This window comes from Chryseobacterium sp. S90, assembly GCF_047444895.1.
Lineage (GTDB): Bacteria > Bacteroidota > Bacteroidia > Flavobacteriales > Weeksellaceae > Chryseobacterium.
The window spans coordinates 57,112-69,575 of sequence record NZ_JBLGCX010000010.1; the positions used below are offsets into that span (position 1 = coordinate 57,112).

The 12,464-nt window shown below is 35.2% G+C and carries 20 protein-coding genes; 19 read left to right on the forward strand and 1 reads right to left on the reverse strand.

Annotated elements, in window-relative coordinates; translation table 11 throughout:
• The first annotated feature begins 4 nt into the window (after positions 1-4).
• From rplE to rplQ, 16 genes are all read left to right on the forward strand, one after another.
• Positions 5-556 carry a 50S ribosomal protein L5 gene (gene rplE, locus ACLMCG_RS21070; RefSeq protein WP_047422408.1) on the forward strand — a complete coding sequence of 184 codons (552 nt, stop codon included), beginning with the start codon at positions 5-7 and terminating at the stop codon, positions 554-556.
• Between the two features lie 3 nt (positions 557-559).
• The gene (gene rpsN / locus ACLMCG_RS21075) at positions 560-829 is read left to right on the forward strand and encodes a 30S ribosomal protein S14 (RefSeq protein ID WP_002983233.1); all 270 of its coding nucleotides are present in this window, start codon (positions 560-562) and stop codon (positions 827-829) included.
• Positions 830-976: 147 nt separating this feature from the next.
• On the forward strand, positions 977-1,375 hold the full coding sequence (gene rpsH / locus ACLMCG_RS21080) for a 30S ribosomal protein S8 (RefSeq protein WP_047376575.1): 399 nt from the start codon (positions 977-979) through the stop codon (positions 1,373-1,375).
• 17 nt (positions 1,376-1,392) lie between these two features.
• The gene (rplF, locus tag ACLMCG_RS21085) at positions 1,393-1,938 is read left to right on the forward strand and encodes a 50S ribosomal protein L6 (protein WP_047422409.1); all 546 of its coding nucleotides are present in this window, start codon (positions 1,393-1,395) and stop codon (positions 1,936-1,938) included.
• Between the two features lie 15 nt (positions 1,939-1,953).
• The gene (gene rplR / locus ACLMCG_RS21090) at positions 1,954-2,307 is read left to right on the forward strand and encodes a 50S ribosomal protein L18 (RefSeq protein WP_034694689.1); all 354 of its coding nucleotides are present in this window, start codon (positions 1,954-1,956) and stop codon (positions 2,305-2,307) included.
• Between the two features lie 19 nt (positions 2,308-2,326).
• Positions 2,327-2,848, forward strand: a complete 522-nt coding sequence (gene rpsE / locus ACLMCG_RS21095) for a 30S ribosomal protein S5 (protein WP_045491132.1) — start codon at positions 2,327-2,329, stop codon at positions 2,846-2,848.
• Between the two features lie 11 nt (positions 2,849-2,859).
• Positions 2,860-3,036, forward strand: coding sequence for a 50S ribosomal protein L30 (rpmD, locus tag ACLMCG_RS21100; RefSeq protein ID WP_027371710.1), 177 nt, complete (start codon positions 2,860-2,862; stop codon positions 3,034-3,036).
• A gap of 21 nt (positions 3,037-3,057) precedes the next feature.
• Complete coding sequence (rplO, locus tag ACLMCG_RS21105; protein WP_034694692.1) at positions 3,058-3,507, forward strand: 50S ribosomal protein L15; 450 nt, start codon at positions 3,058-3,060, stop codon at positions 3,505-3,507.
• A gap of 9 nt (positions 3,508-3,516) precedes the next feature.
• A complete protein-coding gene (secY, locus tag ACLMCG_RS21110) occupies positions 3,517-4,896 on the forward strand; it encodes a preprotein translocase subunit SecY (RefSeq protein ID WP_047376580.1) in 1,380 nt (459 codons plus the stop codon).
• A 3-nt stretch (positions 4,897-4,899) separates the two neighbouring features.
• Positions 4,900-5,115, forward strand: coding sequence for a translation initiation factor IF-1 (gene infA, locus ACLMCG_RS21115; protein WP_034684855.1), 216 nt, complete (start codon positions 4,900-4,902; stop codon positions 5,113-5,115).
• A 62-nt stretch (positions 5,116-5,177) separates the two neighbouring features.
• A complete protein-coding gene (gene rpmJ, locus ACLMCG_RS21120; RefSeq protein WP_007839480.1) occupies positions 5,178-5,294 on the forward strand; it encodes a 50S ribosomal protein L36 in 117 nt (38 codons plus the stop codon).
• A gap of 9 nt (positions 5,295-5,303) precedes the next feature.
• The gene (gene rpsM / locus ACLMCG_RS21125; RefSeq protein ID WP_002983260.1) at positions 5,304-5,681 is read left to right on the forward strand and encodes a 30S ribosomal protein S13; all 378 of its coding nucleotides are present in this window, start codon (positions 5,304-5,306) and stop codon (positions 5,679-5,681) included.
• A 12-nt stretch (positions 5,682-5,693) separates the two neighbouring features.
• Complete coding sequence (gene rpsK / locus ACLMCG_RS21130) at positions 5,694-6,083, forward strand: 30S ribosomal protein S11 (RefSeq protein WP_047376581.1); 390 nt, start codon at positions 5,694-5,696, stop codon at positions 6,081-6,083.
• 19 nt (positions 6,084-6,102) lie between these two features.
• Entirely contained in the window at positions 6,103-6,711 is a 609-nt protein-coding gene (gene rpsD / locus ACLMCG_RS21135; RefSeq protein WP_223598546.1) for a 30S ribosomal protein S4, read from the forward strand.
• Between the two features lie 33 nt (positions 6,712-6,744).
• On the forward strand, positions 6,745-7,740 hold the full coding sequence (locus ACLMCG_RS21140; protein WP_047376582.1) for a DNA-directed RNA polymerase subunit alpha: 996 nt from the start codon (positions 6,745-6,747) through the stop codon (positions 7,738-7,740).
• Between the two features lie 6 nt (positions 7,741-7,746).
• Entirely contained in the window at positions 7,747-8,268 is a 522-nt protein-coding gene (gene rplQ / locus ACLMCG_RS21145; RefSeq protein ID WP_027371704.1) for a 50S ribosomal protein L17, read from the forward strand.
• A gap of 109 nt (positions 8,269-8,377) precedes the next feature.
• On the opposite strand, the gene ACLMCG_RS21150 is transcribed toward rplQ, so the two are convergent.
• Entirely contained in the window at positions 8,378-8,812 is a 435-nt protein-coding gene (locus tag ACLMCG_RS21150) for a hypothetical protein (protein WP_413961155.1), read from the reverse strand.
• A 65-nt stretch (positions 8,813-8,877) separates the two neighbouring features.
• Between ACLMCG_RS21150 and ACLMCG_RS21155 the strand changes: the two genes are divergently transcribed.
• The 3 genes from ACLMCG_RS21155 to ACLMCG_RS21165 all read left to right on the forward strand — a co-directional run bounded on the left by ACLMCG_RS21155 (position 8,878) and on the right by ACLMCG_RS21165 (position 12,395).
• Complete coding sequence (locus ACLMCG_RS21155) at positions 8,878-10,731, forward strand: glycoside hydrolase family 35 protein (protein WP_413961156.1); 1,854 nt, start codon at positions 8,878-8,880, stop codon at positions 10,729-10,731.
• Between the two features lie 215 nt (positions 10,732-10,946).
• Complete coding sequence (locus ACLMCG_RS21160) at positions 10,947-11,579, forward strand: response regulator (protein ID WP_413961157.1); 633 nt, start codon at positions 10,947-10,949, stop codon at positions 11,577-11,579.
• Positions 11,580-11,585: 6 nt separating this feature from the next.
• A complete protein-coding gene (locus ACLMCG_RS21165; RefSeq protein ID WP_413961158.1) occupies positions 11,586-12,395 on the forward strand; it encodes a hypothetical protein in 810 nt (269 codons plus the stop codon).
• Positions 12,396-12,464: the final 69 nt, after the last annotated feature.

The following is a 12,464-nucleotide window of genomic DNA, read 5'->3' on the forward strand; positions in this document are numbered from 1 at the left end:
TAACATGGAATTTATAGCAAGACCCAAAAAAATATACAAAGAGCAAATTGTTCCTGCAATGATGGAAGAATTTGGGTACAAGTCAATCATGCAAGTACCTAGATTGGAGAAAATTGTTGTATCACAAGGTTTAGGAGACGCTACTGCAGATAAGAAAATTATCGATTATGCTGTAGAAGAACTTACAAACATCACAGGTCAGAAAGCAGTAGGTACGATCTCTAAGAAAGATGAAGCTGCATTCAAACTAAGAAAAGGAATGCCTGTAGGAGCAAAAGTAACATTGAGAGCTCAGAGAATGTATGAGTTCTTAGACAGACTTACTTCTTCTGCTTTACCACGTATCAGAGATTTCTCTGGTATCAAAGCAGATGGTTTCGATGGTAGAGGTAACTACAACTTAGGTATTACTGAGCAAATTATCTTCCCTGAGATCGTGATTGACAAAGTGAAAAAAATCCAAGGGATGGACATCACTTTCGTTACTACTGCGAAAACAGATAAAGAAGCTAAAGCATTATTAACTCACTTCGGTTTACCATTTAAAAAGAACTAAGAAATGGCTAAAGAATCAATGAAAGCGCGTGAGCGCAAAAGAGAAGCACTAGTTGCTAAATACGCTGCTAAAAGACAAGCTCTTAAAGAAGCTGGTGATTACGAAGGACTTCAAAAATTGCCTAAAAATGCTTCTCCTGTAAGATTACACAACAGATGTAAACTAACAGGTAGACCAAGAGGATACATGAGAACGTTCGGTATTTCCAGAGTAACTTTCAGAGAAATGGCAAACAACGGTCTTATCCCAGGTGTAAGAAAAGCTAGTTGGTAATAATTACTAATTAAAAATCGGGACAATTAAGTTGTCGAGATACTAAAGAACAATAATATCAGACTGAAGTTTTCTGAAGTCTGATATTTTTCTCTTCAAGTCTTTTCAATACTGATTGTTCTTTAACCAATAATTTATAAAAGAAAAATGGTAACAGATCCAATTTCAGATTTCCTAACAAGAGTAAGGAACGCACAAAGCGCAGGCCACAAAGTGGTGGAAATTCCTGCATCGAAAATCAAAAAGGAGATTACTAAGATCCTATTTGATCAAGGGTATATCTTAAACTTCAAGTTTGAAGATAACGCTGTTCAAGGAGTGATCAAAATCGCTTTAAAGTACGATAAGCAAACTAACAAACCTGCTATTAAGTCTATTCAAAGAGCTTCTAGACCAGGTTTGAGACAGTACAAAGGTTCTACTGAACTTCCAAGAGTACTAAACGGTTTGGGTATTTCTATCATCTCTACTTCTAAAGGAGTAATGACTGACAAGAAAGCTAGAGAAGAGAAAGTAGGCGGTGAAGTAATCTGCTATGTTTATTAATTTTTAATCAGAGGAAAATGTCAAGAATTGGTAAAGCAATTATAACAATTCCAGCTGGAGTTACAATCACTGAAAACAACGGTGTAGTAACTGTAAAAGGAGCGAAAGGAGAACTTTCTCAGGAGCTTACGGCAGGAATTACTATAGAACAAAAAGATGGTGAACTGAATGTAAACAGACCATCTGATTCTAAACAACACAAAGCGCTTCACGGTTTATACAGAGCGTTAATCAACAACATGATTGTTGGTGTAAATACAGGTTTCGAAAAGAAACTAGAACTAGTAGGGGTAGGATACAGAGCTTCACACGCAGGTCAAAAACTTGAGTTAGCTTTAGGATTCTCTCACGGTATCGTATTAGAACTTCCAGGTGAAGTAAAAGTTGATACATTGACTGAAAAAGGTAAAAACCCAATTATTACTTTAACGTCTCACGACAACCAACTTCTAGGAATGGTAGCTGCAAAGATCCGTTCTTTCAGAAAGCCTGAGCCATACAAAGGAAAAGGTGTAAGATTCGTAGGAGAAATTGTTAGACGTAAAGCTGGTAAATCTGCTTAATAAATTATAAGTATTATGGCATTAAGTAAATTAGAAAAAAGAATAAGAATCAAAAGAAGAGTAAGAGGGAAAATCTCTGGATCTTCTGAATTGCCAAGATTATCTGTATACAAAAGTAATAAGGAAATTTACGCTCAGTTAATCGACGATAAAAATGGTAAAACTTTAGCATCAGCTTCTTCTAGAGAAAAAGGTGTAGACGCTAAAGGTACTAAGACTGAAGTTTCTGCTGCTGTTGGTAAAGCTATCGCTGCTAAAGCTATCGCTGCAGGAATTGAAAGTATTGTATTTGACAGAAACGGTTTCGTATATCACGGTAGAGTAAAAGCTCTAGCTGATGGTGCGAGAGAAGGTGGACTTAAATTCTAATCATTAAATTTCGGAAAATATGTTAGGACTAGATAATATAGAAAGAGTAAAACCGGGAGGATTAGAATTAAAAGATCGTCTCGTAGCTGTTAACAGAGTAACAAAAGTAACTAAAGGAGGTAGAGCTTTCGGATTTTCTGCTATTGTTGTAGTAGGTAATGAAGAAGGTATTATCGGTTTCGGTTTAGGAAAATCTAAAGAGGTTGCTTCTGCAATTGCTAAAGCAGTTGAAGACGCTAAGAAAAACCTTGTGAAAGTTCCTGTAATGAACCATACTATTCCTCACCAAACTACTGCTAGATACGGTGGTGCAGATATCTTCTTAAGACCTGCTTCTCACGGTACAGGACTTATCGCCGGTGGTGCGGTAAGAGCGGTATTGGAATCTGCTGGTATTCACGATATCCTTTCAAAATCTAAAGGATCTTCTAACCCTCACAACGTGGTGAAAGCTACTTTTAAAGCGTTATTGGATATCAGAAGACCTGAAGAGATCGCTAGAATGAGAGGAGTTTCTCTAAGTAAAGTGTTTAACGGTTAATAATTAAAACAATGGCAACAATTAAAGTAAAGCAAGTAAGAAGCGCTATTGGTAGAACAAAAACCCAAAAGAGAACGCTTGAAGCATTAGGATTAAAAAAACTTCACCAAGTGGTAGAACACGAAGCTACTCCTTCTATCTTAGGAATGATAGCTGCTGTAGGTCACTTACTAGAAGTTCAAAAATAATTTTATAAAAGAGAAATTAAAATGAATTTAAACAATATACAACCTGCTGCAGGATCTACTTTCAACTCAAAAAGAATTGGTAGAGGTCAAGGTAGTGGAAAAGGAGGTACTTCAACAAAAGGACACAAAGGTCAGAAAGCTAGAGCTGGTTATTCTCAGAAAATCGGTTTCGAAGGTGGACAGATGCCTTTACAAAGAAGATTACCTAAATTCGGTTTCAAAAACGTAAATAGAAAAGAGTTTAGAGGAGTTAACCTTGATACTATTCAAACTTTAATCGAGAACAAATCCATCACTGGAGATATCACGAAAGAAGTTTTAGTAGCAAACGGGATAGTTTCTAAAAACGAATTAGTGAAAATTATGGGTAGAGGAGAATTGAAATCTGCGGTTTCAATCTCTGCTGACAAATTCACTAAATCTGCTGAAGAGCTTATTGCTAAGGCAGGTGGAAAAGCAATTACCTTATAATACTTACTAATGAAAGAATTTATACAAACACTTAAAAATATATGGAGCCTAAAGGAGTTAAGAGACAAAATTCTCTTTACGTTAGGTATTATCCTTGTGTATAGATTCGCATCTTATATCTCACTTCCGGCAATTAACCTTGCAGAGGTGGGAGATCTCTTAGAGCATTATAAAAATCAAGGCGGTAACAAGCAAGGAGCAGGTCTCCTTGGCTTGCTTTCGTCGTTTACGGGGGGAGCTTTCAGCCACGCTTCCGTAATGGCGTTGGGTATCATGCCTTATATTTCTGCTTCTATTATTGTTCAGTTGATGGGAATGGCTATTCCTTATCTTCAGAAGCTTCAGAAAGATGGAGAGTCAGGTAGAAATACATTGAACCAAATTACAAGATGGTTAACAATTGGAGTTTGTCTGGTACAGGCACCTTCTTATTTAACTTCTATTACTCAATTATTCTTACCGTATGCTCAGTTCCAATCTGCATATTTTGTAGAGCCAAATTCTATCATGTTCTGGTTACCAAGTATTGTAATCCTGGTTGCTGGTTCAGTATTCGCAATGTGGTTAGGTGAAAAGATTACCGACAAAGGAATCGGAAATGGTATTTCCATCCTTATTATGGTTGGGATTCTTTCAAGATTACCTGAAGCATTCGTACAGGAGATGGCCGTGCAGAACGGAAAAGGAGGAATGGGATCTATCATGATCCTTATTGAAGTATTATTCTGGATGGTAGTTGTTCTTCTGGCCGTGATTTTATCTGTGGCTGTTAGAAAAATTCCAATTCAGTATGTAAGCAGAGCTCAAGCAAGAGGAGGTGTAAACAAGAATCTTATGCAGGGCGCAAGACAATGGATTCCATTGAAAGTAAATGCTGCTGGTGTAATGCCGATTATCTTTGCTCAGGCATTGATGTTCGTACCAGGATTATTAACAAAATTCGATGAGTCTAACACTTTTCTTGCAGGTTTCAAGAATGTTTTTAGCTGGCAGTACAATGTATTGTTTGCGCTATTAATTATTATCTTCTCGTTTTTCTATACTGCAATTACAATTCCGGTAAACCAGATGGCTGATGATTTGAAGAGAAATGGAGGTTTAGTACCGAAAGTAAGACCAGGGAAAGAGACAGCAGATTACTTAGATGATATTTTATCAAAAATTACCTTGCCAGGTGCAATTTTTTTATCTATCTTTGCAGTCCTTCCAGCAATTGTGCATGGAAGCTTTGTTCAGACAGATGCGTTTGCCCTATTTTTCGGGGGAACGTCACTATTAATTATGGTAGGTGTAATTTTAGATACTGTTCAACAGATTAATACATATCTGCTGAATCATCATTATGATGGCTTAATGCAGTCTAAACTGTCTAGAACGACTGGATATTAATTTATGGCAAAACAAAAACATATTGAACAAGACGGCGTTATAACGGAAGCACTTTCGAACGCTCAGTTCCGTGTAGAACTTGAAAATGGGCATATTCTTATTGCTCATATTTCCGGTAAAATGCGAATGCACTATATTAAACTTTTACCTGGTGATAAGGTAAAACTAGAAATGTCTCCCTATGATTTAACAAAAGGGAGGATCACATTTAGATATTAAAACAATTAGCCAAATGGAATACACTTTCCATTTGGCATTTGTAAAAAATAAATACTATCAAAATGAAAGTAAGAGCATCAATTAAAAAAAGAAGCGCTGATTGCAAAATCGTACGCAGAAAAGGTGTACTGTTCGTAATCAACAAGAAGAACCCAAAATTTAAACAAAGACAAGGCTAACATTAAATTATGGCGAGAATTGCAGGTATTGATTTACCAAAAAACAAAAGAGGTGTTATCGGTTTAACTTACATCTATGGAGTAGGAAGAAGTACTTCTTCTGAAATCCTTAAAGCTGCCGGTATCAGCGAAGACAAGAAAGTCAACGAATGGAATGACGATGAATTGGCTGCAATCAGAACATATATCTCTGAAAACGTTAAAGTAGAAGGAGAGTTAAGATCTGAAGTGCAATTGAACATCAAGAGATTGATGGACATAGGATGCCAACGAGGAATACGTCACAGACTAGGATTACCTTTAAGAGGCCAGAGAACGAAAAACAACTCTAGAACCCGTAAAGGAAAGAGAAAAACAGTTGCTAACAAGAAAAAGGCAAGTAAATAATCGTTAGGAATTATGGCAAAACAAAGTAAAGTAGTTAAAAAAAGAAAAGTAAAAGTTGAAGCTATTGGTGAAGCACATATTCAAGCTTCTTTCAATAACATCATCATTTCTTTAACAAATAAAAGTGGAGAGGTTATCTCTTGGGCATCTGCCGGTAAAATGGGATTCAGAGGTTCTAAAAAGAACACTCCTTTTGCTGCTCAAATGGCAGCTGAAAATTGCTCTGCTGTAGCTCATGAAGCTGGATTAAGAAGAGTAAAGGTGTTTGTGAAAGGTCCAGGTGCAGGTAGAGAATCTGCTATCAGATCTATTCACAATTCAGGAATTGAAGTTAGCGAAATCATTGATGTGACTCCAATGCCACACAATGGATGTAGACCACCAAAAAGAAGAAGAGTTTAATTTTTAGAATTTACCCATTATGGCAAGATATATTGGACCTAAAACTAAGATTGCTAGAAAGTTTGGTGCTGCAATCTACGGAGATGATAAAAACTTCGAAAAAAGAAAGAACCAACCGCCAGGACAACATGGTCCTAACAAAAGAAGAGGTGCTAAAAAATCAGAATATGCAGTTCAGTTAGCTGAAAAACAAAAAGCTAAATATACTTACGGTATTTTAGAAAGACAGTTTGCTAACTTATTTGAAAAAGCACACAGAAGCAAAGGTGTAACAGGTGAAGTTCTATTACAACTTTGTGAATCAAGATTGGATAACGTAGTTTTCAGATTAGGTTTTGCTAAAACTAGATCTGGAGCTAGACAATTAGTTTCTCACAGACACATCACTGTGAACGGAGAAATTCTTAATATCCCTTCTTACTTGGTAAAAGCTGGTGATGTAATCGCTGTAAGAGAAAAGTCTAAGTCTCTTGATGTTGTTACCAATGCATTGGCTTCTAAGTCAAACTATGAGTGGTTACAATTCAACGATGAGAAGAAAGAAGGTACCTTCATTTCTGCTCCTGAAAGAATCCAGATTCCGGAAGACATCAAGGAGAATCTTATCGTGGAACTTTACTCTAAATAATTTTTTAATCAAATTTTTGCTCAACCCAATAATATGGCAATTTTACAATTCATAAAACCCGATAAAGTAATTTTACTTAACTCTGATGAATTTAAAGGTCAATTCGAATTCAGACCTTTAGAACCAGGTTTCGGGCTTACAATCGGTAATGCTTTGAGAAGAGTGTTGCTTTCTTCTCTGGAAGGATACGCTATTTCATCTATCAAAATAGAAGGTGTAGAGCACGAATTTTCAACTATTCCAGGAGTAATCGAAGATGTTACCGAAATTATTCTTAACCTTAAGCAGGTAAGATTAAAAGCTGCAGCAGAAGGCCAGGCTAACGAGCAGGTTGTTGCTAAAGTTTCAGGTCAAACGGTTATTACTGCTGGTGATTTAGGTAAGTCTATCAATGGATTTGAGGTTTTAAACCCGGATCTAGTGATTTGCAACCTAAACAGTGATGTAACTTTCGAAATTACTTTCAATATTGAAAAAGGTAGAGGGTATGTGCCTTCTGAACAAAATAAGTCAAACAATGCTCCTGTAGGAACTATTGCTATCGACTCTATTTTTACGCCGATCAAGAAAGTACAATATAGCATTGAAAATTATCGTGTAGAGCAAAAAACAGACTACGAAAAACTTGTATTAGATATAGAAACTGACGGGTCTATCAGCCCTCAGAATGCTTTAACTGAAGCTTCTAAGATATTAATTTATCACTTCATGCTATTCTCTGATGAGAGAATCACGCTTGAAACTGAAGCTGTAAAAGCATCTATCCAGTACGATGAAGAAACTCTTCACACAAGACAACTTCTTAAGTCTAAATTAGCAGATATGGATCTTTCTGTAAGAGCCCTTAACTGTCTAAAAGCAGCTGAAGTAGAAACTCTTGGAGAATTGGTTTCTTACAGTAAGTCTGATTTGATGAAATTCAGAAATTTTGGTAAAAAATCTTTGACAGAACTAGAAGAATTAGTGCATTCAAAAGGTCTTAACTTCGGTTTCGACGTTGCAAAATATAAGTTAGACGCTGATAAATAATTAATAATGAGACACGGTAAAAAATTCAATCACTTAGGAAGAACAGCTTCTCACAGAAGTGCTTTACTTTCTAATATGGCTTGTTCTCTAATTGAGCATAAAAGAATCAACACTACTGTAGCTAAAGCGAAAGCTTTAAGAGTATATGTTGAGCCTCTATTAACAAAAGCAAAAGAAGATACTACACACAACAGAAGAGTAGTATTCTCTTACCTTCAAAATAAATTTGCGGTTGCTGAATTATTCAGAACTGTAGCTCCTAAAATCGCTGAAAGAAACGGTGGTTATACAAGAATCATCAAGACAGGATTCAGACCAGGTGATGCTGCTGATACTGCTCTTATCGAATTAGTAGATTTCAATGAGCTTTACAACCCTAATGCTGAAGAGAAAAAAGCTACAAGAAGAAGCAGAAGATCAACTGCTGCACCTAAAAAAGCTGAAGCTGTAGTAGCTGAAGCACCTGCAGTAGAAGAGAAAGTAGAAGAAGCTAAAGCTGACACTACTGAAGAAAAAACTGAAGAATAATATTCATTCAGATATATAAAAAAACCATCCGGAATCCGGATGGTTTTTTTATTTCCTTTAATATACTTACAAAATAAAATGTCCCTCAATATTGAAGGACATTGCTATTTTAGATCTTTGTTCTTTTCAACTCAATAATATTATTACCCTGTTCAAGGTGAAGGCTGTCCCCTTTTACCCTTGCGGTCATATCATCTTTCTTGTAAATCGTTTCATCACCTTTGGATTCTGTCTTAGGCAATGTAAAAGTTTTCTTGTTGCTGGTAATAGCTACTGTACTCTCTTTTGGATCGTTTTTGAATACAACTTTCACTAAGGTTCCGTCTGTAGCTTTATAAACAAAATCTGTTTTTTTAATTTTCTGACCGTTTACATCTACCGTTGAAGAACTTTGTGTTACCGAATCTATTTTTCCGTTGTTGTCTGTAACTACAGTTTCCGAACTGTCTGTTTTGATAACGCTTTTATTTCCGCTCTCATTTTTTTTACAGCCGATAACTGTTAATGCAAGTACAGCACCGAGTGCTAAAAGACTTTTTTTCATGATTATATTATTTGATATTCAATTGATTTTTATATTTTAATTTTACAAAAATCATGCCTTACAATATGAGAAATTTTAGCCGTTATTTATGTATCATTCTTTTATTTTTCTCCCTGAATACTCTGTTTTCTCAAAAAGGAAAATTTGAAATTAAAGATGGGAGTTTTTTCTTAAATGATAAACCATTTACAGTGTATTCCGGAGAAATGCATTATCCGCGAGTTCCGTCAGAATATTGGAAGCATCGGTTGGAGATGATGAAAGCAATGGGTTTAAATACAGTTACTACTTATGTATTTTGGAATTACCATGAAGAGGCCCCGGGAAAATGGAATTTTTCTGGCGAAAAGGATCTGAGAAAGTTTATAAAAACAGCACAAGAAGTTGGTTTATATGTTATTATTCGGCCAGGACCTTATGTTTGTGCTGAGTGGGAATTTGGTGGATATCCTTGGTGGCTGCAAAAAAATAAAGATCTTGAGATAAGAAGAGACAATAAAGCTTTTCTCGAAGAATGCCGGAAATATATTAATCAGTTGGCAAAGCAAATAGTCCCTTTGCAGATCAATAATGGTGGTCCAGTGATTATGGTCCAGGCTGAAAATGAATTTGGATCTTATGTCGCTCAAAGAAAAGATATTCCTCTCGAAGAGCACAGAAAATACAGCCATAAGATAAAAGAGATGCTTTTGAACAGCGGAGTTTCAGTTCCGTTATTTACTTCAGATGGGAGTTCGCTTTTTAAAGGTGGTTCTATTGAAGGAGCGATACCAACGGCAAACGGAGAGGGTGATATTGACATTTTAAAGAAAAGCATCAATGAATATAATGGAGGGCAAGGTCCTTACATGGTTGCCGAATATTACCCCGGATGGCTTGATCATTGGGCAGAACCCTTTGTTAAGGTTACTACAGAAGAAGTGGTAAAGCAAACAGAGACGTATATAAAAAACGGAATTTCTTTTAATTATTATATGATTCATGGCGGAACCAACTTTGGATTTACAAGCGGTGCAAATTACGATAAGAATCACGATATACAGCCGGATATTACAAGCTATGATTATGATGCTCCCATCAATGAAGCAGGATGGGCCACTCCAAAGTATAATGCGCTGAGAGAAATTTTTCAAAAAATACATCCGAATACACTTCCTGATATTCCAAAGCCGATGAAGGTCATTACTATTCCCTCCATTAAATTTTCAAAAATAAATTGCATTTTTGATTTTACCAATCGTCAAAAACCTGTTGTGAGTGACAAACCACTCACCTTTGAAGATCTGAATATCGGAAACGGATATGTTCTCTACAGAAGAAAATTTGATAATGATACGAAAGGGAAATTAGAAATAAAAGGATTACGTGATTATGCCAATATATACATCAATGGCAAATGGGAAGGAGAGTTGAACAGGGTGAACAAAAAATATGATCTTGACATTGAAATTAAATCAGGGGACCGATTGGAGATTCTGGTTGAAAATATGGGCAGGATTAATTATGGAGCAGAGATTGTCAATAATTTAAAAGGCATTATCAGCCCGGTAAAAATCAACGGAACTGAAGTCTCAGGAAACTGGGAAATGCTTCCAATGCCTTTTGATACTTTTCCCAAACATACTTTTAAACAAAAACACATTGCCGTTCACTCACCCGTAATTCAGGAAGCTGAATTTACACTGGATGAAACAGGAGATACTTTTCTTGATATGAGAAATTTTGGAAAAGGAATTGTTTTTATCAATGGAAAAAATGCAGGAAGATACTGGAGTACTGCAGGCCCTCAACAAACACTTTACATTCCCGGGGTATGGTTGAAAAAAGGTAGAAACCTGATTCAGATCTTTGAGCAAATTAAATTTCATAATACAGTAAGCGGTATTGAGCATCCTATTCTTGATCAGCTTACGAAATAAAAATTAATTTTTAAATATAAGTTTAAATTTATTTGACTTTTCTTTAATTTATTGTAAAATAATTAAATTATTGTTGTTTTTAAAATGAAAAATTGATTAAATTTAATAGCAGCTAAAAACTAAACCATAGCCGTAACTCAAATACTAATATTACCCGAAGGTGTAATTGATTTCAATTTGTTTTCTGTTGAAATTTGCTACAAACAAAATAAGTCATGAGTATTTCCATCGCCATAGTAGAAGACGAAAAAAACTACAACAACGCGTTGAAGAAAGTAATCAATTACCAAGATGATATGAAGGTAATTGCTCAGTTCTTTGATGGAAATGATGCCATGCAAAACCTTCCTGCTATCTCCCCCGATGTCGTGATGATGGATATCCAGTTGCAGGATATGCTCGGAATTGAAATCATAGAAAAACTGCGAAAAGAAATGCCGAATACACAGTTCATTATGTGTACCAGTTTTGAGGAGGATGAAAAGATCTTTAATTCTTTAAAAGCTGGTGCGATGGGCTATCTAGTAAAAGGAGAAAGTATGGACAAGATCCTCTCATCTATCCGGGATGTTTACCAGGGTGGAGCTCCTATGAGTTTTTCCATTGCCAGAAAAGTTCTCAAACATTTTGAAAGAAAACTTCCGGAAATAAAAGGTTTTGATGAACTTACAGAGCGTGAAAAAGAAATTCTCGAGCTACTTTCAGAAGGACTCCTTTACAAAGAAATAGCTGATAAAAAATGCATCAGCATTGATACGGTAAAAAAACACGTCGGAAATATCTACAGAAAACTTCACGTAAACAATAAAGTGGAGGCTATTAATAAATTTAACCAATCAAAAAACTAAGAAACAATGGAAAAAAATGAAAATCAGTTAGAAATCCTAAGTATTACGTCTCAAAAATTATTTGGAGAAGATTTTTTTTCTCCTGATAAAGTATTGACAGAAGAGGAGATACTCGTCAGAAACTTCATAGAAAGGCATCGAGATAAAAATCGATATAAAATTAGAGTTCAAGAGCCAATACCTGATTATATAGTATTCGAAGACAATATGAATTTCCTTTCTAAATTGCCTAATGATGTGTGTGATCTCTATTTAGACTTTCCTGTATTTAGTCAAAAGGTGAAATATTATGAAAATTTAGGATATGATGAAATATATTTTTCATTTGTAGAATTAAATGATACTTTATTAAACAGCATATCTAATTCTGATGACAAAGATGCACTTGCTAAATTTAAAAACGAACTTTATATCATTGTAAAATTTAAGCAAACACTAAATAATATTGTAAAAAATTATTTTTTATTTAATGTACGCTATGCAGAACGTGATTCAAAATTTATCTCAGACAAAATGATAAATGATTTCAGCAAAACAACAACAGCTCTTAAGCTTAAAAATATTTCAAAGAGTAATTACCTTACTTGTGAAATTAAGTATGATTTGGCAAAAGTTTCAAAGTATATGGATACCTTAAATAAATATTGTCGTGATTTTAATACAGATATTATTAAGATTGGATTTACATATTGCCTAGGAGAAAAACCATCTGCAAAAGATACTAAGGAAGCATTTTACTTGGTTTCCCTCCCGATAGATCATAGGGGATCCTTAAGCTTTTTCCCATATTATGACCAGGGAAGTTTAGAGCCATAAGATGCTTATTACAGTTTACTATATAATTTCTTTTATTGTTTTAATAAAGGGTATCATAGTTTTGAGAGG